The sequence below is a fragment of the Lysobacter sp. 2RAF19 genome (assembly GCF_052115395.1).
Lineage (GTDB): Bacteria > Pseudomonadota > Gammaproteobacteria > Xanthomonadales > Xanthomonadaceae > Noviluteimonas.
Map to the genome: position 1 here is coordinate 685820 of NZ_JBFRGO010000002.1, position 23249 is coordinate 709068.

At 66.8% G+C, this 23249-nt stretch carries 17 protein-coding genes; 14 read left to right on the top strand and 3 right to left on the bottom strand.

The features are described from left to right. The first annotated feature begins 7 nt into the window (after positions 1-7). The 12 genes from AB4059_RS10080 to AB4059_RS10135 all read left to right on the top strand — a co-directional run bounded on the left by AB4059_RS10080 (position 8) and on the right by AB4059_RS10135 (position 12389). Positions 8-1339, top strand: a complete 1332-nt coding sequence (locus tag AB4059_RS10080; protein WP_498978776.1) for a pyridoxal phosphate-dependent decarboxylase family protein — start codon at positions 8-10, stop codon at positions 1337-1339. Next, complete coding sequence (locus AB4059_RS10085) at positions 1336-2211, top strand: PhzF family phenazine biosynthesis protein (RefSeq protein WP_498978777.1); 876 nt, start codon at positions 1336-1338, stop codon at positions 2209-2211. The genes AB4059_RS10080 and AB4059_RS10085 overlap by 4 nt, the downstream gene beginning before the upstream one ends. Further along, entirely contained in the window at positions 2208-3218 is a 1011-nt protein-coding gene (locus AB4059_RS10090; protein WP_498978778.1) for a zinc-dependent alcohol dehydrogenase family protein, read from the top strand. Before AB4059_RS10085 ends, AB4059_RS10090 begins: the two co-directional genes overlap by 4 nt. Before the next feature lie 46 nt (positions 3219-3264). Beyond that, entirely contained in the window at positions 3265-3663 is a 399-nt protein-coding gene (locus AB4059_RS10095) for a CopL family metal-binding regulatory protein (RefSeq protein ID WP_498978779.1), read from the top strand. Between the two features lie 81 nt (positions 3664-3744). Then, positions 3745-5574: a copper resistance system multicopper oxidase gene (locus AB4059_RS10100; RefSeq protein ID WP_498978780.1), complete on the top strand. Its 1830-nt coding sequence runs from the start codon at positions 3745-3747 to the stop codon at positions 5572-5574. A 35-nt stretch (positions 5575-5609) separates the two neighbouring features. Continuing rightward, entirely contained in the window at positions 5610-6599 is a 990-nt protein-coding gene (locus AB4059_RS10105) for a copper resistance protein B (protein ID WP_498978781.1), read from the top strand. A 124-nt stretch (positions 6600-6723) separates the two neighbouring features. Continuing rightward, positions 6724-8817 carry a copper-transporting P-type ATPase gene (locus AB4059_RS10110; protein WP_498979056.1) on the top strand — a complete coding sequence of 698 codons (2094 nt, stop codon included), beginning with the start codon at positions 6724-6726 and terminating at the stop codon, positions 8815-8817. A gap of 127 nt (positions 8818-8944) precedes the next feature. Beyond that, entirely contained in the window at positions 8945-9523 is a 579-nt protein-coding gene (locus AB4059_RS10115; RefSeq protein WP_498978782.1) for an anthranilate synthase component II, read from the top strand. 2 nt (positions 9524-9525) lie between these two features. Beyond that, the gene (gene trpD / locus AB4059_RS10120) at positions 9526-10566 is read left to right on the top strand and encodes an anthranilate phosphoribosyltransferase (protein ID WP_498978783.1); all 1041 of its coding nucleotides are present in this window, start codon (positions 9526-9528) and stop codon (positions 10564-10566) included. Continuing rightward, on the top strand, positions 10563-10910 hold the full coding sequence (locus tag AB4059_RS10125; RefSeq protein WP_498978784.1) for an antibiotic biosynthesis monooxygenase family protein: 348 nt from the start codon (positions 10563-10565) through the stop codon (positions 10908-10910). The genes trpD and AB4059_RS10125 overlap by 4 nt, the downstream gene beginning before the upstream one ends. A 1-nt stretch (position 10911) precedes the next feature. Continuing rightward, entirely contained in the window at positions 10912-11700 is a 789-nt protein-coding gene (gene trpC, locus AB4059_RS10130; protein ID WP_498978785.1) for an indole-3-glycerol phosphate synthase TrpC, read from the top strand. Continuing rightward, on the top strand, positions 11697-12389 hold the full coding sequence (locus AB4059_RS10135; protein WP_498978786.1) for a haloacid dehalogenase-like hydrolase: 693 nt from the start codon (positions 11697-11699) through the stop codon (positions 12387-12389). The genes trpC and AB4059_RS10135 overlap by 4 nt, the downstream gene beginning before the upstream one ends. Before the next feature lie 4 nt (positions 12390-12393). On the opposite strand, the gene AB4059_RS10140 is transcribed toward AB4059_RS10135, so the two are convergent. Together AB4059_RS10140 and crp are read right to left on the bottom strand one after the other, a co-directional pair. Then, positions 12394-12849 carry a GNAT family N-acetyltransferase gene (locus AB4059_RS10140; RefSeq protein ID WP_498978787.1) on the bottom strand — a complete coding sequence of 152 codons (456 nt, stop codon included), beginning with the start codon at positions 12847-12849 and terminating at the stop codon, positions 12394-12396. A gap of 3 nt (positions 12850-12852) precedes the next feature. Beyond that, on the bottom strand, positions 12853-13536 hold the full coding sequence (gene crp, locus AB4059_RS10145) for a cAMP-activated global transcriptional regulator CRP (protein ID WP_498963797.1): 684 nt from the start codon (positions 13534-13536) through the stop codon (positions 12853-12855). Between the two features lie 175 nt (positions 13537-13711). Between crp and speD the strand changes: the two genes are divergently transcribed. Further along, the gene (speD, locus tag AB4059_RS10150) at positions 13712-14503 is read left to right on the top strand and encodes an adenosylmethionine decarboxylase (RefSeq protein WP_498963795.1); all 792 of its coding nucleotides are present in this window, start codon (positions 13712-13714) and stop codon (positions 14501-14503) included. A gap of 77 nt (positions 14504-14580) precedes the next feature. Here the strand turns inward: speD and coq7 are convergent, their stop codons facing one another. Then, the gene (coq7, locus tag AB4059_RS10155) at positions 14581-15219 is read right to left on the bottom strand and encodes a 2-polyprenyl-3-methyl-6-methoxy-1,4-benzoquinone monooxygenase (RefSeq protein ID WP_498978788.1); all 639 of its coding nucleotides are present in this window, start codon (positions 15217-15219) and stop codon (positions 14581-14583) included. A 236-nt stretch (positions 15220-15455) separates the two neighbouring features. On the opposite strand from coq7, the gene AB4059_RS10160 reads away from it, so the two are divergent. Beyond that, positions 15456-23225, top strand: a complete 7770-nt coding sequence (locus tag AB4059_RS10160) for a hypothetical protein (RefSeq protein WP_498978789.1) — start codon at positions 15456-15458, stop codon at positions 23223-23225. The last annotated feature ends 24 nt before the right edge of the window (positions 23226-23249 follow it).

Here is a 23249-nt window from a genome sequence, read left to right on the forward strand (position 1 = left end):
GGAAGATATGGAATTGCCCGAAGAGCATGAACTTGCACTCGATCACGCATGGCATCTTGCGCGCGAATACCTGAGCGGCGTTGAGCAGCGTCGAGTCGCGGTGTCAAAGCATCCCGAACCGATTGCTCCCGAGGGAATTGGATTGGATGCAGCCTTTGCTTACCTTCGCGACAACGTGGCCCCGTTCCTGTCCGCCTCGCCCGGTCCGCGGTACTTGGGGTTCGTCACTGGTGGCGCAACGCCTGAAGCGCTTGCCGCGGACTGGGTGGCGAGTGCATGGGACCAGAACGTCTCGAACAAGGTCGGCTCAATCGCGGCCGACGTTGAATCGCGCACGGTTGCGGCCTACGCCGACATCTTCGGGTTGCACCCGGCCATGCATGGGCAATTCGTGAGCGGCGCCACGGCCGCCAATCTTGTGTCGATGGCGACGGCGCGCCATTGGGCGGAGCGCACGCACGGCGCACTACCGACCGTCTTCGCGGGCGCCGCACATTCCAGCATCCTCAAGGTCATGGCCATCACCGGCATTGGCCGACATCGGCACGTTGCCGTTGCGACACAACCGAACAGGACCGCAGTCGACGTTGGTGCGCTGCGAACGGCCCTCGCGGCGCATGAGGGCCCGGCAATCGTCGTTGCGAGCGCGGGAGAGGTGAATACCGGCGACTTCGACGACCTCGTGGCCCTCGCCGATCTGTGCGCGGAAGCGGGCGCCTGGCTACATGTCGATGGCGCGTTTGGCTTGTTCGCAGCCTTCGACGATGCGCTGAAGCCGATGATCGCGGGCATCGAGCGCGCCGACTCGGTGACGGTGGACTTGCACAAGTGGCTCAACGTGCCTTACGACAGCGCGCTCGCATATACGCGATGGCCCGAACTTCAGCGCGAAGTCTTCGCGGCAACCTCCGCTTACCTGGGCGACGACCCCGATCCGCTGCACTACACGCCGGAGAACTCGCGTCGTTTTCGTGCGCTTCCAGCGTGGATGGTGCTCGCGGTTCAAGGGCGCGCGGGAATCGGGCGCTGGGTCGCCGACAACTGCCGACACGCGCGCCTGCTCGCCCGCGGCGTCGAATCGCTGGGGATGGACGTGTTGCACGATGTCTCACTCAACATCGTGGCGTTCGCCCCCAAGGGTGCCGATGCTGCCGAACGCGACGCGTTTCTCGCGCGGCTCAACGCCACGGGCGTCGTCTTCATGACCCCCACGGTGCTGCACCAACGCCCCGCGGTGCGCGCCGCCTTCTCGAACTGGTCGACGACGGACGCCGACGTCGACCAAATCCTACAAGCCATCGCCGAATGCATCGGCGGCACGACGGAAACTGCCCCATGAGCACGAAACCCCAAGGTTGGATCGTCCACGCGTTCACCGAAGGCGGCGGCGGTGGCAATCCCGCGGGTGTCGTCGTCGACGCCGACGGACTCGACGCAGCCGCGCGTCTGCGCATCGCCGCGCGCGTAGGCCTTTCAGAGACGGCCTTCGTGTCGGCGTCGGCCACAGAGACCGTTCGGTTGGAGTTCTTCACGCCAACGCGCCAGATCGCGCATTGCGGTCACGCGACGATCGCGACATTCGCGCTGCTGAGATCGCTCGGTCGAATCGGCGAGGGGCACCTCTCGAAGGAAACGATCGAGGGCCCCCGCGCCGTCATCGTGGAGGGCGATCGCGTATCGATGGAGCAGCGCGCGCCGCGATTTGAACCCGTCACCACGGGCACGCGCACGGCCGCCCGGATCACCGCCTCGCTTCCGGCCACGCGGCTTCAGCACATGACGATCGTGGACACCGGAAATCGATTCGCCGTGATCGAAGTCGCGAGCCGTGCCGACCTCGCCGCCGCGAACCCGGACCAGGCGGCAGTCGCCGAAATCAGCGAGTCGCTCGACCTCGTCGGCTACTACCTTTATTCGCGTGAGGGCGCTCCTGTCGGTCGGGTGGCAACCACGCGCATGTTCGCGCCGCGTTACGGGATCAACGAAGAGGCGGCGACTGGAATGGCCGCGGGGCCGCTGGCGTGTGTCCTGTTCGATCGCTTCGGCCTCGGTCCGACGCTCACCTTCGAGCAAGGTGCGCTGATGGCCGAACCGTCGCCCAGCACGATCCACGTCCGGCTCGACCTCGCCGACGGCGCGATCCGCCGCTTGTTCGCGGGCGGTAGCGCACGCGTCGAACGCCGCGTCGCAGTCGACCTGGAAACGGCATGAACAACGTCTATCGGATTCGCCGCGGCGAAGGTGTCGCGTCCCTGCAACTCGACCATGTTCAGGACCTGCCGCTACTTCCCGATGAAGTGCGCATCCGCATGCACGCGGTGTCGCTCAACTTCCGTGACCTCCTGGTTGCCAAGGGTCAGATGGGTGCTGGTGATGTACGCATTCCGGCATCCGACGGCGCTGGCGAGGTGATCCAGATCGGTTCCGCGGTCACGCGATTTGCAAAGGGCGATCGCGTCGTTCCGACCTTCTTCCCGGAATGGTTGGAGGGCGCCCCGGACGGGGCGGCGCTTTCGGTGTCGCTTGGCGGGAACGTAGATGGCGTGCTGGCGGAGCGGTTTGTCGCGAAGGAGTCGGCACTGGTCCGCGCCCCGGAGAGCCTGACCTGGGCGGAGGCTTCAACCCTCGCTTGCGCCGGCGTTACGGCATGGCACGCGCTATTCGGCATCGGGTCATTGCGCGAGGGTGAGCACATCCTGATTCAGGGGACCGGCGGCGTGTCGACATGGGCCTTGCAGCTTGCGGTTGCCGCCGGCTTGCGGCCGACGGTGCTGTCCAGTTCGGACGAGAAGCTTCAGAAGGCAAAGGCGCTGGGCGCCGTGCATACGATCAACTATGCAGGTGAGCCGGCGTGGGATGCGCGCGTGCAGGATTTGACCGGCGGTGCGCACAGAGTCCTCGACGTCGGCGGAGCCGACACGATCGCTCGGTCGATCGCGAGTACGCGCGCAGGCGGCACGGTGGTGACGATCGGCGGCGTCGCCGGTGGATTTGCACTATCGATCGATCCGTTCGCCTTGGTCGGGCCGCGCTCGGTGACGGGCGTCGTCGTGGGGTCGCGCGCAATGACGGAAGCGTTGGGCGCCTTCATTGACGAACATCGCGTCCGCCCGGCCATCGATCGCGTGGTGCCCTTCGGCGACGCGGCTTCCGCCTACGCGCGGCTGGAATCCGGTCAACCCTTCGGCAAGGTCGTAGTCGGGATCTCCGACCCGTAGGCGACCGCGATCCGCCTTTCACCAGCCGATCGGGTAAAGTGCCGCCATGCGTCTCCGTGCCATCCTGCTCCGCCTGCTGCTGTGCGTCGCTCTCGTGGCGAACGGCACGTCGGCGGTGTATGCGAGCACGATGATGGCCTTCGGCGCCGGCATGGATGCTACGGCCGCCGCCTCCCAAGACTCCAAGCCGCCGTGCGACGACATGCCAGCGATGGCGCATGCGGCCACGGCTACCGACCACGGCGCGCCTGCACCGCCGGTCTCGCATGACGACTGTTGCCCGCCGGGCGCCTGTCTGTGCAGTTGCGTTTCGCATGCGCCCACGATCCCGGCGTTCGGTGCATTCGCCATCCCGGTGCGGCCTTCGGCCGCTCCTGTCGCCGTGCTGCGGATTTCGTTCGCGAGCCCGGCGCTTCCACACCTGATCCGACCTCCCATCGGCTAAGCGGCCCCCCAGCGCCTGCATGGCGCTTCCGCTCGTGCGCGTTCGATCGCGTACGCATGCCCGATTTCTTGGAGTGGTTGGATGTCTTCCGATCGTTTTCTTGGAGCGCCTGTCTATCCGGCGCGTCGTCAGTTTTTGCAAGGTCTTGCCGCAGCCGGCGTGCTGGCCGGCTTCGGCGGTTTCCCGCTGCGCGCTTCCCCTGGTGTAAAGCGCAACGCCACGTTGAGTGGCACCGAGTTCGACCTCGTCATCGGCGAGTCGCCGGCCAACTTCACCGGCCGCACGCGCACGGCCATCACCGTCAACGGTTCCATGCCCGCGCCCTTGTTGCGGTGGAAGGAGGGCACGACGGTCAATTTGCGCGTGAGCAACGCACTGCCCGCGGGGTCCATCCACGGTCATGAAGCCTCGATCCATTGGCACGGCATCCTGCTCCCCGCGAACATGGACGGCGTGCCCGGCATCAGCTTCAACGGCATCGGGCGAGGCGAGACGTACCACTATCGGTTCACGGTGAAGCAGGGTGGGACGTACTGGTATCACAGCCACTCGGGGTTCCAGGAGCAGGCCGGGCTCTACGGGCCGCTCGTCATCGAGCCCATCGCGCCCGAACCATTCTCATACGACCGCGAACACGTCGTGATGCTCACCGACTGGACCGACCTCGACCCGTCGGCATTGTTCGCGCGCCTCAAGAAAATGCCGGGGTACGACAACTACTACAAACGCACTGTCGGCGATTTCGCGCGCGACGCGAAGCGCGATGGCATGTCCGCCACGATCGACGACCGCAAGATGTGGGGCAAGATGCGCATGACGCCGACTGACCTGTCGGACGTCAACGCGAACACCTACACCTACCTGATGAATGGCGCGACATCGCTCGCGAACTGGACCGGCCTGTTCCGGTCCGGCGAAAAGGTGCGGCTGCGCTTCATCAACGGGTCGTCGATGACGTACTTCGACGTGCGCATCCCGGGCCTCAAGATGACGGTGGTCGCCGCCGACGGGCAGTACGTGCATCCGGTGACTGTCGATGAGTTCCGCATGTCGCCTGCGGAGACGTACGACGTGATCGTCGAACCGACGGGGCAGGACGCCTTCACGATCTTCGCGCAGGACATGGCCCACACGGGTTACGTCAGCGGCACGCTCTCCGTTCGCGACGGCCTCCGCGCGCCCGTGCCCGCGCTCGATCCGCGCGCGATCCTGACGATGGCGGATATGGGTCACGGCGGGATGGGCCACGACATGCCCGGCATGGGCGACGGCGCGATGCAACACGACATGGCGGGAATGCAACCCGACGCCATGCAACACGACATGACCGGCATGGACCATGCGGCCATGGGGCACGACATGTCGGGCATGCAGCACGGCACGGCGATGCCGGTGCACCCGGCAAGCGAAGCCGGCAATCCATTCGTCGACATGCAAACGATGTCGCCGACGCCGCGGCTCGACGATCCCGGCATCGGCCTGCGCAACAACGGCCGCAAGGTGCTCAGCTACGGCATGTTGAAGAGCACGTTCGAGGACCCCGATGGCCGCGATCCCGGCCGCGAAATCGAACTGCACCTGACGGGTCACATGGAACGCTTCGTGTGGGGCTTCAACGGCCAGAAGTTCTCGCAGGTCGAACCCCTGCGCATGACCTACGGCGAGCGCCTGCGGATCGTGCTCGTCAACGACACGATGATGTCGCATCCGATCCACCTGCATGGCATGTGGAGCGACCTGGAAGACGAGCACGGCAACTTCCACGTACGAAAACACACGCTCGACATCCCACCGGGAACGCGGCGCAGCTACCGCGTGCGCGCGGACGCGCTCGGTGGCTGGGCGTACCACTGCCACCTGCTGTTCCACATGGAGGCGGGAATGATGCGCGAAGTGAGGGTCGAAGAATGAGGACGTTCAAGCTCACGACGCTCGCGATCGGGTTGATGCTGTCGACCGGCGCGGCCGCGCAGCATCACGATCATTCGTCCATGCCGATGCAGATGCCGATGCCAGCAAAGCCGGCACCGGCGCCGAAGGCCGCGCAGCCAGCGAAACCAGCACCCAAGCCAGCGACCAAGCCGAAGCAGAAGCCTGCCCCGAAGCCGCCAGCCGACAAGCCCGTCGACCACTCGGCGATGGACCATTCGCAGATGCAGATGGACCACTCGACGATGGACCACTCGCAGATGCAGATGGGCGACGCGATGTCCGCGCCCGGCGAGCTCCGCACGCCGATCCCGGCGCTGACCGACGCGGACCGTGAAGCAGCGCGTCCACCCGAGCACGCGCACCCCGTGCACGACAACACCGTGCACTCGAAGGTCCTGTTCAATCGGCTTGAAGCATTCGATGCCGACCATGGCAACGGGTTGGCGTGGGAAGGGCAGGCGTGGATTGGCACCGACACCGACAAACTTTGGCTGCGTTCGGAAGGCGAGCGCGTCGATGACCGGACAGAGGCCGCCGATCTTGAGGTCATGTACGGCCGGCCGATCGCTCGCTGGTGGGACGTCGTCGGTGGCGTTCGGCACGATTTCAAGCCTGGCGCGTCGCAGGACTGGGCGGCAATCGGTGTCGTCGGCATCGCGCCCTACAAGTTTGAAGTCGAGGCCACCGCATACATCGGTGCATCAGGCCGAACGGCGGCGCGCATCGAAGCCGAGTACGAGTTGTTGCTGACCAATCGGCTGATCCTGCAACCACTCGTCGAAGCCAACTTCAACGGCAAGGACGACGAGCGACGTGGCGTCGGTTCCGGCATTTCGACGATAGAGGCGGGACTTCGACTTCGATACGAGGTGCACCGCAAGTTCGCACCGTACATCGGCATCGTGCACGAGCGCGCGTTCGGCGACACGGCGGATTTCCGCCGCCCGCTGGGCGAAGACAAGAGCGATACCCGCATCGTCGCGGGCGTCAGGGTTTGGTTTTGAAAACATGGGTGGATCGAGAATGAACAAGTCTCACCATGACGGTTCGCACGCACATTCCCATGCCCATCGGGATGCGGGCGTTGCGCGATTCGCGAAGAATGCGCAAACGATCTACACCTGTCCCATGCACCCCCAAATTCGCCAGGTGGGGCCGGGCACTTGTCCCATTTGCGGCATGACGTTGGAGCCGGAACTCCCGTCGCTGGACGACGACGAGAATCATGAGCTGCGCGATTTCTCCCGGCGCTTCTGGTGGACGTTGCCGTTGACGCTCGTGGTCGTCGTGCTCGCGATGTGGGGCCATCGCTGGGCTGCGTTGTCGCCGCAGGCAAGGGCGTGGTTGGAGTTGGCGCTCAGCGTGCCGGTGGTGGCGTGGGCGGGGTGGCCGTTCTTCGTGCGTTGCGCGCAATCCATCCGCAACCGCAGCCCCAACATGTGGACGTTGATCGGCATCGGTGTGGCGGCAGCGTTTGGCTACAGCGTCGTCGCGACCGTGGCGCCAGGGCTGTTCCCGGCTTCGTTCCATGCGCATGGGCGCGTGGGCGTGTATTTCGAGGCCGCCACGGTAATCGGCTCCCTCACGCTGTTGGGGCAGATGTTGGAGCTGCGCGCAAGGTCGAAGACATCCGCGGCGATCAAGGCTTTGTTGGGGCTCGCGCCGAAGACCGCGCGCCGAATCGCGGACGACGGCGCCGAAGAGGATGTTCCGCTTGAAAACGTCCACGTCGGCGATCGCCTGCGCGTGCGCCCCGGTGAGAAGGTGCCGGTGGACGGAACGGTCTTGGAGGGGCAGGGCAGCGTCGACGAATCCATGATCACCGGCGAACCGATCCCGGTGCGCAAGGACGCAGGCGCGCGCCTGATCGGAGCGACGATCAATGGCACCGGCTCGCTCATCATGCGCGCGGAGAAGGTGGGGGCCGACACCGTGCTGGCGCAGATCGTGCAGCTCGTCGCACAGGCGCAGCGGTCGCGTGCACCCATGCAGCGCATGGCCGACCGCGTCGCGTACTGGTTCGTGCTCGCCGTGCTGGCCGCTGCCGTCATCACGTTCCTGGCATGGGGCGTCTTCGGACCGGAACCCGCATGGACCTACGCGGTGCTCAACGCGATTTCGGTCCTGATCATCGCGTGCCCATGCGCATTGGGCCTGGCGACGCCGATGTCCATCATGGTCGCCACCGGACGCGGCGCGACCGGCGGCGTGTTGTTCAAGGATGCGGAAGCGATCGAGCGCTTCCGCCGCATCGACACGTTGATCGTCGACAAGACAGGCACGCTGACAGAAGGGCATCCCGCGTACCGCGATGCGGTGGGCGCCGACGGTGTTGCACCCGCCGAGGTGTTGCGCATCGCGGCAAGCCTGGACCAAGGCAGTGAGCATCCGCTGGCCGCTGCGATCGTTGCGGAGGCGCGCCGCCGCGAAATGACACTTGCCACCGTCGATGGATTCGATTCCGTGACAGGGTTCGGCGTGCGCGGTCGCATCGACGGGCGCGACGTGGCGCTCGGGAACACCCGCTTGATGGAACAGGTCGGCGCGGACATCACGCAATGGCAGGACAGGGCGGAAGCGTTCCGGAAGGACGGCGCCAGCGTGATGTTCCTGGCCATAGACGGTCGCGTAGCGGGCCTGCTCGCCGTCGCCGACCCGATCAAGGAATCGGCACTGCCTACGTTGGAGGCGTTGCGGCGCAGCGGTCTGCATGTGGTCATGGCCACGGGCGATGGAGAAACGACGGCGCGCGCGGTCGCCTCGCGGCTCGGCATCGACGAGTTCCATGGTGAAGTCAGTCCGGCCGACAAGGCGGAGCTCGTGCGCGCGCTGCAAGCACAGGGGAGGCAGGTCGCGATGGCGGGCGATGGCATCAACGATGCACCTGCACTGGCCGCCGCCGACGTAGGCGTCGCGATGGGGACGGGCACGGACGTCGCGATGTCGAGCGCGCAGGTCACGCTGGTCAAGGGTGACCTGCGCGGCATCCTGCGCGCGCGTGAACTGTCCGACGCCACGGTGCGCAACATGAAGCAGAACCTCGGATTCGCGTTCGCCTACAACGCGCTGGGCGTGCCGATTGCCGCCGGCGTGTTGTATCCGGTGTTCCACCTCTTGCTGAGCCCCATGATCGCGGCGCTCGCGATGAGCCTGAGTTCGGTTTCCGTCGTCGCGAACGCGTTGCGGCTCGGGGCGGGACCGGGAGTCTCCCCTGCTGGGTGACCCCCGGTGAGCGAGCAGGCATCATGGCGTTTTGCGAGAGCGCCGGTAGCCTTAGGTGGTCCAAGGGGTGGCCCGGGCACCGCAGAGTCCGCAAAATAAACTGTTATTTCAATAGTTTAGGCGAAATATGCTGTTGATGATCGACAACTACGACAGCTTCACCTTCAACCTCGTGCAGTACCTGCAGACGTTGGGGGCGGAAGTGAAGGTCGTGCGCAACGACGCGCTCACCGTGGGCGAGATCGAAAAGCTCGCCCCCGAACGCATCATGATTTCACCCGGTCCGGGGACGCCGCACGACGCGGGCGTTTCGCTCGAGGTCATCCGCGAACTCGGTCCGCGCATCCCGGTGTTCGGCGTGTGCCTGGGGCACCAGACGCTGGGGCAGGTGTACGGCGGCGACGTGGTCCGCGCCAAGACGATCATGCACGGCAAGACTTCGCGCATCCGCCATGAAGGGCGGGGCGTGTTCGCGGGTTTGCCCGACGCTTACGAAGCCACGCGTTACCACTCGCTCGTCGTGGCGAAGGACACCTTGCCCGCTTGCCTCGAGATCACCGCGTGGACCGAGGATGAGAACGGCGGCTTCGACGAGATCATGGGGCTGCGCCACCGCGAGCATCCGGTCGAAGGCGTGCAGTTCCATCCCGAGTCGATCCTCACCGAACATGGCCACGCGCTGTTGCGCAACTTCCTGGAACGCTGACGATGGCCCTCACGCCCCAGGAAGCGCTGCAGCGCACGATCGAGCATCGCGAGATCTTCCACGACGAGATGGTCGAGCTGATGCGCGCGATCATGCGCGGCGAAGTCTCGCCGACGATGACCGCGGCCATCCTCACCGGCTTGCGCGTCAAGAAGGAAACCGTCGGCGAGATCGCCGGCGCGGCGTCGGTGCTGCGCGAATTCGCGCGCCCGGTGCCGGTGCGCGACAGGACCAACCTCGTCGATATCGTCGGCACCGGCGGCGACGGCGCGCACACGTTCAACATTTCCACCGCATCGATGTTCGTCGTCGCCGCGGCGGGCGCGCGCGTGGCCAAGCACGGCAATCGCAGCGTGTCGTCGAAGTCGGGCAGCGCCGATGTGCTGGAAGCGCTCGGCGTGCAGATCGAGCTTTCGCCCGAAGCGGTGGCGCAATGCATCGATCGCACCGGCATCGGATTCATGTTCGCGCCCGTGCACCATCCGGCGATGAAGGTCGTCGCGCCGGTGCGCAAGGAAATGGGCGTGCGCACAATCTTCAACATCCTCGGGCCGCTGACCAATCCGGCCGGCGCACCGAACATCCTGATGGGCGTGTTCCATCCCGACCTGGTCGGCATCCAGGTGCGCGTGCTGCAGGAGCTGGGTGCGCAACGCGCGCTGGTGGTGTGGGGCCGCGATGGCATGGATGAGCTGTCGCTGGGTGCGGGCACGCTCGTCGGCGAATTGCGCGATGGCGTGGTGCGCGAATACGACGTGCACCCGGAAGATTTCGGCATCGCGATGGCGGCCTCGCGCAACCTGCGCGTCAACGATGCGGCCGAATCGAAACTGATGCTCCTCGCTGCGCTGGAGGACATGCCGGGCTTGCCGCGCGAGATCGTCGCGCTCAATGCGGGCGCGGCGTTGTACGTCGCCGGCAAGGCCGAGTCGCTGGAAGACGGCATCGCGCTCGCGCGTCGCACGATCGCCTCGGGCGCGGCGCGCGCGAAGCTCGACGAATTCATCAACGCCACCCGCGCGCTCGCCGGAGTCGCCGCATGAGCATGCACACGGGCTTCGCCAGATTGCCGGAGCCGCCGTACTACGCGGTGATCTTCTCTTCGCTGCGCAACGGCGAGGACGAGGCGGGCTATGCCGCGGCGTCCGACCGGATGCTCGAACTGGCTGCGCTCCAACCCGGTTACCTCGGCGCCGAAAGCACGCGCGGCAGCGATGGCTTCGGCATCACCGTGTCGTATTGGGCGAGCGAATCGGCCATCGCCGCGTGGAAGCACCAGGCCGAGCACGCCGCCACCCGCAATTACGGTCGCAAACATTGGTATGAGCACTTCGAATTACGCGTGGCGAAAGTCGAGCGCGCCTACGGCAAGCCGACGAAGGGTTGAAATGAGCGATGTGCTGAGCACCATCCTTGCGCGCAAGGCCGAGGAAATCATCGAACGCCAACGCACGCGCCCGCTCCAGGCCGTGCGCGAGGCGGCGCTGGCGATGCCCGAGCCGCGCGGTTTCGCGCAGGCGATGCGCGCCCGGCGTGCGCAGAACCTGCCGGCCGTGATCGCCGAGGTGAAAAAGGCCAGTCCGTCGAAAGGCCTGATCCGCCCCGACTTCGACCCGGCCGCCATCGCGCGCAGTTACGAAGCCGGCGGCGCCACGTGTCTTTCGGTGCTGACCGACGTCGATTATTTCCAGGGCAGCGATGCCTACCTGCAACAGGCGCGTGGTGCGTGCTCGCTGCCGGTGTTGCGCAAGGATTTCACCATCGACGAATACCAGGTGTACGAATCGCGCGCGCTCGGCGCCGACTGCATCCTGCTCATCGTCGCCGCGCTCGACGACCTGCGCCTGGCCGACCTCACCGTGCGTGCGCTCGAACTGGGCATGGACGTGCTGGTCGAAGTGCACGACATCGACGAACTCGAACGCGCGCTGCAGGTGCCCGCGCCGCTGCTGGGCGTGAACAACCGCAACCTGCGCACCTTCGATGTCTCGCTGGACACGACGCTGTCGCTGCGCGAGGCCGTACCGGCCGACCGCATCCTGGTCACCGAAAGCGGGATCGCCACGCGCGCCGACGTGCAACGCATGCGCGATGCGTCGGTCAATGCGTTCCTCGTCGGCGAAACCTTCATGCGCGCGCCCGACCCGGGCACCGCGCTGCGCGAGTTGTTCGCATGACGCACGCGCCCCTGGTCGTCTTCGACTTCGACCACACGCTGTACGACGGAGATTCCGGCGGTCATCTGGTGCTGTGGCTGCTCAGGCGCAGTGGGTTGCGCCGCATCGCCGCGTTGCTGGCCACGCCGCTGTTGTTGCCGCTGGTCGCGTTCCTGCCCACGCGGCGCTACGGCATTTCCGGTTACCTGTGGATCGGTACGTTCGGGCTGCACGAACGACGCGAGCTCGACAAGTTGATCGATCAATACGTCGCGCACGATCAGGCGCGCATCCGCGCACGCCTGTTGCCCAAGGCGCTGGCCGTGTTGCAACGGCATCGCGATGCCGGCGACCGCGTGCTCGTCGCCACCGGTGCGCCGCCGGAACTGGCGCGCGCGATCCTCGATTTCGTCGCCCACCAGGATTTGCCGGTGATCGGCAGCCTGTCGCGTCCCTTCCTCGGTGGATTGGTCACGCGCGATCACTGCCACCACGAAAACAAGATGCGGATGGTGCGCGACGCGGGTTACGGGCCGATCGACGTCGCGTATTCGGACAGCGCCGCGGATTTGCCGCTGTTGCTCGCCGCGCGCGCGCCCGTGGTGGTCAACCCGAAAGCGGGCCGCATCGAGATGTTCCGGCGCGTGTTGCCGCCGGGGACGCCGATTCTCAATTGGGGGTGCGTGGATCGGGGTGGCGATCCGGCCTGAGCGGCTAGTCGCCCAGCAGTTTGACGAAGTGGCGCGAGCCGTCGCTGTAGCCGCACGCGTGGTAGAAGGCATGCGCGCCGGTGCGCGAAGGATTGCTGGTGACTTCCAGCCGCACCGCGCCGTTGCGGCGCGCCAGGGTTTCCATCTCGCGTAGCAACCGGCGGCCGATGCCCTGGCCGTGGCAATCCTCGGCCACCACCATCGCGGTGAGCCGCGCGACATCCGCGCCGCGCGTGAGCGAGTAGTTGAGCTTCATCGCGGCCAGGCCCGCGGGAGAACCATCGCGCTCGGCGATCAGCAGGAACTGCCGCGCCTCCTCGCGGAAGTGCGCGATGCGCGCACGCGCCTCGACCACGGTGCACGGATAACCGAGCGCTTCGAGCAGGGCGGCGACCGCTTCGGCGTCGCCCGGCTCCACGCCGCGCACCCGCAGGACCATGGCGGATGCGTCGACGCTCATGGTTCAGCGCGTCCCGTAGAGCACGACGGTCTTGCCGCGGGCGTGCAACTTGCCCTCGGCTTCGAGCTTCTTCAGCACGCGGCCGGCCATCTCGCGCGAGCAGCCCACCAGGCGTGCAAGCTCCTGGCGCGAGACGCGCAACTGCGTGCCCTGCGGATGGCTCATCGATTCGGGCTCGCGCGCCAGGTCGTGGAGCGTGCGCACGATGCGATCGGTGACGTCCAGGAAGGCCAGGCGGCCGGCCTTGCGGCTGGTGTCGAGCAGGCGGCGCGAAAGCTGCGCGCCGATCATGTAGAGGATCTTCGGCGCATCGGCGATCAGCGGGCCGAGCAGCAGCTGGTACAGGCGCTCGTAGCTGATCTCGGCCAGCTCGCAGGGCGTGCGCGTGCGCAGCGCGACTTCACGCCGCTCGGTCTCGATGAACAGGCCCATCTCGCCGACGAACTCGCCGGCGCCGAGGTAGCCCAGCACCAACTCCCGGCCATCGTCTTCCTCGGTGATGATGCTCACCGAGCCGTTGACCACGTAGTAGAGCGTGCCGGCCGGATCGCCGGGGCGGAAGACGTCGGTGCGGGTGGGATAGCGGCGGCGGTGGCACTGCGCGAGGAAACGTTCGAGCGTCGGGCCGTCGGGCGCGAGGGGGCTGGTGGCGCGTCGGAGCGGCGTGGCGTGGAAGTTTGGGCTCATGGGCGCTTCGGTGCTCAGGGGATGGTGAAAACAGGGGATCGCCGCAGCTTAGGCCCAATTCCGGGGCAGCGGTAGATACGTGCAGGCCATGCGATGCCCCTTCCGGGCCGCATGCCGCATAATCGCGCCCCTCGACGGCACCCCCTCGCCGTAGCACCACCCAAGGACTCGACCGATGGTCAAGCCGCTGCCGCGCCTGAAGCTCCAGGGCTTCAACAACCTGACCAAGGCGCTGTCGTTCAATATCTACGACGTCTGCTATGCGGTGTCGGAAGAGCAGCGCCAGCGCTACATCGAATACATCGACGAGGAATACAACGCCGATCGCCTCACCCAGATCCTGACGGACGTGGCGGAGATCATCGGCGCCAACATCCTCAACGTGGCCCGCCAGGACTACGACCCGCAGGGCGCGTCGGTGACCATCCTGATCAGCGAGCAGCCCGTCGTGGAGAAGGCGCTGGCCAAGGGCGTGATCTCCGAGGCGGTGGTCGCGCACATGGACAAGTCGCACATCACGGTGCACACCTATCCGGAAACCCACCCGGACAACGGCATCGCGACCTTCCGCGCCGACATCGACGTGGCGACCTGCGGCGTGATCTCCCCGCTGCGCGCCCTCAACTACCTGATCGAGAGCCTGGAATCGGACATCGTGGTGATGGATTACCGCGTGCGCGGCTTCACGCGCGACATCAAGGGCCGCAAGCACTACATCGACCACAAGATCAACTCGATCCAGGATTACCTGGCCAAGAACGTGAAGTCGCGCTACGAGATGCTCGACGTCAACGTCTACCAGGAAAACATCTTCCACACGAAGATGCATCTGAAGGAATTCGACCTCGACAACTATCTGTTCGAGGAAAAGGCGAAGAACCTTTCGTTCAAGGAGCGCATGAAGATCGAAGCGCGCCTCAAGCGCGAGATCGAAGAGCTTTACCACGGTCGCAACCTGACCGAATAAACCTCCCTTCCAGGGGAGGTCAAAAAGAAACCCGCCGAAAGGCGGGTTTCTTTTTGGGTGGGGTAGCCCGCGACGAATCAAATCCGATACGCAATCGCCTTCATCAAATTCGAAGCCGCCGCCATCAATGTCGGCACCGGCTGCGGCAGCACCCGCGCGCCCTGCGCTTGGGCGTGGTCCGCATGCCGCGCTTCGTCGGCCTTCATGGTTTCCAGGATCGCGCGGCTGCGCAGGTCGGCGGCGGGCAGGCGTTCGAGGTGTTCGTGCAGGTGGGCTTCCACCTGGCGCTCGGTTTCGACCACGAATCCCAGGTTCCAACCATCGCCCCGCAAACCGGCGAGCACGCCGATCGCATAGCTGCCGGCATACCAGACCGGGTTGAGCAGGCTGGGGCGGGCGTCGAGTTCGGCGAGCCGGTCGGCGCACCAGGCCAGGTGGTCGGTTTCTTCGGCCGCGGCGGCGAGCAGCGCCTGGCGCGTCTCCGGATCCCGTGCGACGGAGGCCTGGCCGACGTACAGCGCCTGCGCGCAGACCTCGCCGACATGGTTGATGCGCATCAGCCCGGCGGCATGCCGGCGTTCGTCGGCCTCCAGCACCACTTCGGCGGTGTCGCCGGCGGGGTTGTCGCGGGCCGCATCGGGCCGGCCGAAGACGGTGGACAGCGCGTTCTGCGTGTCGATCAGGAAACGGTCGAGCGGACTGATTTCACGTGCCATGGCCGGGAGTGTACCTATCGTCCAAAGCGCGAGAGGGAGGGGCGGGCGGGCGCGAGGGCTTCAGGTCGCTGAAGCCGCATTTGAAAAAATGTGATGGACGTCCTATTCCATTCGTGAGGGTTCGCACCTTAAACTCGGCTGAACTGGGTCGAAACCGAGACTCAGGTCACAGGGGTTGGGGTCGGGCATCGCAAAAACGCGGCGCAAGGCTTCGTAAAACACATCAGGGGAACAACTTGAAGAACGATCGCAACCGGGCGAGCCGCAAGGCCGCTCGTCGTTACAACGTATCTCCCGTCGCGCGCGCCGTCCGCTCGGTCCTCACCCTCTCCGCCGCGGCCCTGATGTTCTCGGGCACCGGCGTCGTCCTCGCGAAGTCGCCGGTCGTCGCGCCGCTCCCCGTCGAGCGCGCCAGCCTGTCGCATGAATTCGCGAGCGTCGTCGACCTGACGCGCGTTTCGGACGAATGGACGCCCAAGAGCGTCGTCGACGAAGAATTCCGGTCGTTCATTGCGCCCATGGGCGAAATGACGACCTTCGCCGCGGGCGCGACGACCCAGGGCTTCGGCGTCGTCGATGACCCGACGATCCTGCCCGGTTCGTTCCACCCCGGTCCCGGTGGCGTGTACGGGACCGACGACAAGGTCTTCCGAAATTGGGACCTGTCCGTTTCCTATGACGGTCCGGTCAACTGGATCATGTACGACGGCTACGCGCCGCCGGCGCAGGTATCGACCGATGGCATCGCGGTCGGCGCGTTCGTCAGCAACGACGACTCGCTCCTCCTGCGCAACTATTGGGACGGGATCAACGTCACCGGCACGACCTGGGCCGCGGGCCTGGAGGTCGAGTCGGCCGGCGTGACCGGGGTGATCAACTACGATGCGATCACCTCGACGGTGACCGGCGCCGACGGCGTCGCTTTCGGCGTGTACGCCGTCGGCGACACCGGCGCTTGGATCTACAACGACGGCACGCTCGATGTGAACGGCGACGGTGCGGGCGCCGAGGCCTTCGGCATGTACGCCTTCACCAACGACGGCATCGCCGCCACCAACAACTTCGGCAACCTCTCCGTCGACGCCAATGGCGATGCGGTCGGTTCCTCCGCGGTCTCGCTGGCCGACAACGCGTGGAATGCCAACGGCGGCACGATGACCGTGTCCGGCTACGAAGCGCAGGGCATGTACGCCGCCTCCGTGGCCGGCGATGCATTCGGGCAGAACACCGGCACGCTGAGTGTCAGCGGCTTCTACGCCACCGGCATCTACGCGCTGTCGATCAACGGCACCGCGCACGCCGACAACTACGATGCCCTCGATGTCTACGGGGCCTTCGCGCAGGGCGCGTGGGCGCGTTCGATCAACGGTTCGGCCGAGGCGTACAACAGCGAAGACGGCACGATCAACGTCGACGGCTACTACGGCGCGGCGGGTTTGATCGCGAATGCCGACCGTGGCACGGCGCAGGTCCAGAACGACGGCACGGTCAACGTGATTTCGTCGGCCGGCGTCGCGCGCGGCGCGTTCGCCTATGGCGACACGGCGGTCGTCACCAACAACGGCGCGATCACCACGGGCGCGGCGATCCAGGCCATCGGCGTCGACGCCGAAGGCGTCCGCGCCGCGACCGTCACCAACGGCGGTGACATCGTGGCCGGCAGCAGCGGCTCGGCGATCGGCGTGTGGGCGACCAGCTACGGCGATACCAGCGTCACCAATCAGGCCACCGGCAACATCGATGTCGACGCGGTCAACGGTGTCGCCTACGGCATCTACGCCGGTGGTTACAGCGTGGCCGTGCACAATCTGGCGACCGTCGATGCAGCGTCGGTGAACGGCGATGCGATCGGCATCGGCGTGGGCGGCGTGTACGCCACCGCGGTGAACGATGGTCTGATCAATGCCAGCGGCGGTTCGGCCGGCTTCGGCATGTTCGGTTACGGCGCCGCTTCGGTGCAGCTGGACAACCACGACACGATCAACGCGACCGCGACCGGCTCCGAGGGCTTCGCCGCCGGCGTCCTGGCGATCGGCGATAACGCCGGTGCGTACAACGACGGCGCGATCTACGCCAACGGCGCGTTCGCCACCGGCATCGACGTGCGCGGCACGAGCGCCGGCAGCGTCGAGAACTACGGCGACGTGATCGTCGGCGGCGGCGATGTCACCGGCATCAGCGTGCGCGCCAGCGGCCAGGGCGGCACGGCGAATGTCCTGAACTATGGCGTCGTCGATGCGACGGGCGACCTGTTCGCCGTCGGCATCGCGGCGGTTGCGCGCGGCTATCTGGGCACGGCGAGCGTCTACAACGGCAGCAGCGTCACCGCCTCGGCGAAGTACGGCGCGGCGCAGGGCATCGTGGCCTCGGCCGACACCGCCGCCTCCGTCGACAACCAGGGCGTGCTGCACACCTATGGTGGCGACAGCGCCTACGGCATCCTCGCGCTTTCGGCCGATGGCGACGTCACCGTCGACAACGGCAACCAGATGATCACCGCCGCGATGAACCGCGGTTACGGCGTCGCCTACGGCATCGCCGCGCAGTCGAACAACGGCCTGGTGTCGATCACCAACGACGGCATGATGATCACCGCCGGCGAAGCCACGGCGATGGGCATCTACGCCTCGACGAAGTGGAACGACGTCGAAGTCACCAACAACGGCCTGCTCGCCTCGATCGCGGCGAACGGCCGGGCCACCGGCGCCATCGCCATCAGCTACACCGGCGATGCGAACGTCTCCAACAGCGAATACGCCCAGGTCATCGCGCAAGGCGCGTACTCGGCCGCCGGCCTGCGTGCGATCTCGCTGTACGGCGATGCGAACGTCACCAACGACGGCGACGTGGAGACCTACGGCGGCGTGCTCGATCGCGGCCTGACGGCGCGTTCGCTGTACGGCGGCACCGCGAACATCACCAACAACGGCACCATCACCACCGAGAGCGCGTACAGCTCCTATGGCGTGTGGGCGCGTTCGGATTACGGCGACGCCACGGTGCACAACACCAACGCGATCACCTCGACCGCGCATTACGGCGTGGCCTACGGCGCACTGGCCGGCGGCGCGTACACCATCAGCATCGACAACAGCGGCGCCATCCAGGCCTTCGCGGGCGACACCGCGGCCGGCGTGCTGGCCTACTCGCTGGGCGGCGATGCGAGCATCACCAACAGCGGCTACCTGCTCGGCAACGCCGGCAATGCGGCCTACGGCGCGCAGGTCATCGCCAATGCCGGCACGGCCTCGCTGTCCAACACCGCCGACGGCACGATCATCGCCAGCGGCTACAACCTCGCCGATGCGGTGTTCGCTTCGGGCGCGGCGGTCGATGTCCAGAACTACGGCACGCTCTCGGCCGATGCCGACGGCTGGGCCGCGGGCGTGGAATCGGTCGGCGGCGACATCAATATCGTCTCGCACACCGGCGCCGACGTCTCCGCGTATGCGTATTCGGGCCGCGCCACGGGCCTGTTCGCCAACGCCACGGGCGATGCGACAGTGCGCAATGGCGGCACCATCGACGTGGATTCGTATTCGGGCGATGTCTTCGGCACCTTCGCGCAGGCCGGCGGCAACGCCGTGCTCACCAACGGCGGCACGCTCACCGCGAACTCGGTGACGGGCGATGCGTTCGGCATGGTCGGCATCGGCTACAACGCCGACCTCAGCCAGAGCGCCTCGATCACCGTCGGCGGCCAGGGCCGCGCGATCGGCATCGAAGGCATCGGTTACGCGCACGCGAACATCGTCAACAACGGCGACGTCGACGCGACGGCCAATTCCGGCATCGCCGCGGGCCTGTACACCTATTCGGTGCACGACACGCGCCAGGTCAACAACGGCAGCATCACCGCGCACGCCGGCAGCGGCCGCGCCTTCGGCATGTACGCCTACGGCTTCGACCAGACCGAAGTGCGCAACTTCGCGGGTCGTTCGATCGATGCCTCGGTCGACAACGGCGCGGCCTACGGCATGTTCGGTTACGGCGAAGACGCGCTCGTGGTCAACGACGGCGCGATCACCGTTTCGTCCGGCAACGGCATGGCGATCGGCGCGATCGGCGTGGGTTACGCGACCAGCGCGGTGACCAACGGCGCGACCGGCACGATTTCGGCGACCGCCAACGACGCGTTCGGCCTGGTCACCACCGGCGACATCGCGACCGGCACCAACGCCGGCAATATCGCCGCGCATGGCGGCACGACCGCGATGGCGATGCAGGGCATCGGCATGTACGACGGCAGCACGGTGACGCTGACCAACAGCGCGACCGGCTCGCTCTACGCCAACGTGTCCAACAAGTACGGCGCGGCCGTGGGCATCCTCGGCAACGCCGACGGCGACGTGAGCATCACCAACGACGGCGACATCGCCGCCAGCAACGGCCATTACACCTACGGCGTGCTGGCGCATTCGGATTCGGGCAACGCTTCGGTCGGCAACACCGGCGACATCACCAGCTACGCGAGCGTCTTCAACGGCACCGCGCTGGGCATCGATGCGTCGGCCTACGGCGACGTCACCGTCGACAACACCGGTTCGATCATCGCCTCCGGCAAGTACGCGACGGGCATCTCCGCCATCGCCCAGGCCGGCGACGTGATGGTCGACAACGGCAACGCGATCACCGCGAATGTGCTGATCCACCAAGGCCTGGGCATCCTCGCGATCGCCAATGCGGGCAACGCGACCGTCGGCAACACGGGCACGATCACCGTCACGGGCATGGCCCCGGGCGCAGGCGTGATGGGCGTGGTGGCCGGTTCGTACGACGGCACGGCCACGATCCACAACGACGCCGGCGCCACGGTCACCACGACGTCCGAATACGGCGTCGCCGGTGGCCTGTATGCCTTCGGCCCCGACGTGTCGATCGACAACGGCGGCGACGTGATCGTGACCGGCGGGCCGTCCGCGGTCGGCGTCGGCTTCGATTCGGATCACGCCGTCGTCGTCAATGGCGGCACGATCACGGTCGCGCAGCTGGGCGGCGGCAATCCGCCGGCCCCGCCGCTCGCCGTCACCCCGGGCAACGGCATCGGCATCGCCGGTTACGTGGGCGAGGGCGGTTCGGCGCACGTGACCAACAACGGTTCGATCGACGTCACGGCGCTCAACAACGCGTTCGGCATCCAGGTCACCGGCGACGGCGACGTGACGGTCGACGGCACGGGCTCGATCACGGCGACGTCCACCGGCGGCGGCGCATTCGGCGTCTTCGCCTACACGCTGGGCGGTGGCGGAACGACGCACGTGTCGATCACCACGGGCGACGCGCTCGATGTCGACGGCGGCTACTACGGGGCTTATGGCGTGCTTGCCACGGGCAACGATGTCGCGATCACGAATACCGGCGCTTCCAACATCCACGCTTACCGCGCCATCGGCCTCCAGGGCCTGGGCGCTGATGCGGTGGCCATCGGCAACACCGGCAGCCTCACGGTCGCCAGCGCCGGCGACCAGGCCGCGGGCATCCTTGCGCTCTCCGCGCACCACGCCAGCATCGACAACGCGGGCGCGGTGTCGGTGTCCATGGCCGGCGACAACGGTTCGGTCTACGGCTTGTATGCCGACGGCGGCGAATACGCGTCGATCGTCAATGGCGATGCGGTCGAGGTGACCGCGACTTCGAACGTGCAGGGTGCGCACGCCGAAGCAGTCGGCGCCTACGCCACCGCCTACACGGCCAACTTCGACAACGCCGGTCAGATCACCGTGACCTCCGGCGGAACCGCGATGGGCGTGGGCATGTTCGGCAGCGAGGTCGCCTTCCACAACGGCGGCGCCATCAATGCGAACGCGGACCAGCCGCTCCAGGGCATGGCGACCGGCGCGCGCATCGTCGGCGAACACGTCGATTTCGCGAACACCGGCGCCATCACGGCGCACGGCACGGCGGCCTACGGCGCGATCGCAATCGGCTTCGACACCGTCGACCTGGTGAACAGCCACGACATCACCGCCATCGGCGATGGTCTGGCGACCGGCCTGGGCGTCGGAACGTTCAACGGCGCGGTCACCGCGGACAACACCGGCGACATCTACGCGATCGCGTATCACGGCGCCGCACTCGGCGCGGGTGCCTATTCCGAAGACGGCAACATCGCCTTCACCAACGGCGGTTCGATCTCCGCGCATGGCGCGGGCGAAACCATCGGCCTGCGGATCGGTGGCGGCGGCGATGCCAGCGTGGTGAACGACGGCCTGATCGGCGCGATCAATGCCGACACCGCCATCGCGCTCGACCTGGACGTCCTCGGCACCGCCACCGTCAACAACATCGGCCACATCCTCGCGCAGGCGACCGAAGAAGGCAGCATCGCCATCCACGGCGGCGACGGCTTCGACCTGGTCACCAACAGCGGCGACATCGTCGGCGCGCTGGTGACGGGCGCGGGCGACGACCGCCTGACGAACGCGGGCGGCGGTACGTGGACCGTGCGCGGCCACGCCACCGACTTCGGCGACGGCGACGACGCGATCGTCAACGCCGGCACCATCGTGCTGCACGACGCGGCGATCAGCCTCGGCGGCAACACTGCGGCCGGCAACAGCTTCGCCAACAACGGCATGCTCTCCATCGACGGCGACAGCGCCATCGACATGGGCACCGGCGGCGCGGCGCCGCTGGTTGCAGGCAACGCGCCGATCTCGGTGCTGAACTCGCAGGCCTTCACCAACAACGGCACGATCAGCTTCCTCGACGGCGCGCCGGACGACATGCTCACCATCACCGGCGACTTCGCCGGCCAGGGCGCGCTGAACGTCGACGTCTCGCTGCTCAACGGCACCAGCGACATGCTGTACGTCGACGGCAACATCGTCGCCAATTCGGTGCAGACGCTGAACGTCAACGTCCTCGACCTGCTCACCAGCGCCACCGAAATCGACATCCCGGTGGTCGTGGTCCAGGGCGATGCGACGGCGGGCAACGTCAAGGCGGGCAACATCATCGCCGGCAACGTCAACTTCAACGCGAACAACTTCCTCGACCTCAAGGTGTCGGTGAACCCGCACGTCAACGCGCAGAACGGCTCGATCGACGTGTTCGCGCTGACCCTGGGCTTCGGCGGCCTGAACGACACCGGCGCGCTCGCCACCGCGATCGCCCCGGGCGCGCACAGCCTGATGGCCGCGCAGGTCGGCACCTTCCGCCAGCGCATGGGCGTGTTCTCGCAGCTGGGCGACAGCGACAAGGGCGCGTGGGTGCGCGTGTTCGGCGACAAGGGCACGATCACGCCGGATGCGCAGCTCGACAACCTGCCGGCGTCGAACAACTTCGCGTTCGACCAGACCAACCAGGGCGTCGAAGCGGGCGTCAACGCGCTGGTCACCGATGGCTTCTACATCGGCGCCAGCCTCTCCAAGTCGCGCGGCAAGCAGGACCTGGCCAACGGCTTCGGCAGCGACGACATCGACGGCACGACCGTCGGCGGTTATGTCACCTGGCTCGGCCAGAACGGCATGTACGCCGATGTCTCGTATCGCTGGATGCATTTCGATGCCGACATGACCTCCTTCGGCGGTCGTCGCGAAGTGGGCGGCGACGCCGGCGCGTTCAACGCCGAAATGGGCTGGAACGTGTGGACCTCGGCCGGCGGCATGAAGCTCGTCCCGCAGGTGCAGTACACGCGCACGAAGGTCGAGAACATCGACCGCATCGAAGGCGACCTGGCGGACTTCGTGTCCGACGGCGGCACCTCCTCGCGCGCGCGCCTGGGCCTGGAAATGGAGCAGACCTTCCAGTCGGCTTCGGGCACGAAGTGGACGCCGTACGGCGTGGTGAGCATCGTGCGCGAGTTCGATGGCGAAACCGCCTTCACGGTCGCCGACAACTTCACCGGCCGCATGAGCACCGAAGGCACCAGCGGCCAGCTGGAGGTCGGCGTGAACGCCAAGATCGGCCAGCGCGTCGACGTGTGGGGCGGCCTGAACTACATGGACGGCGGCGCCATCGGCGGCGTGTGGGGCGGCCAGGTCGGCGTTCGTTACACCTGGTAATCGCATCGGTCCCGGCGGCCATTG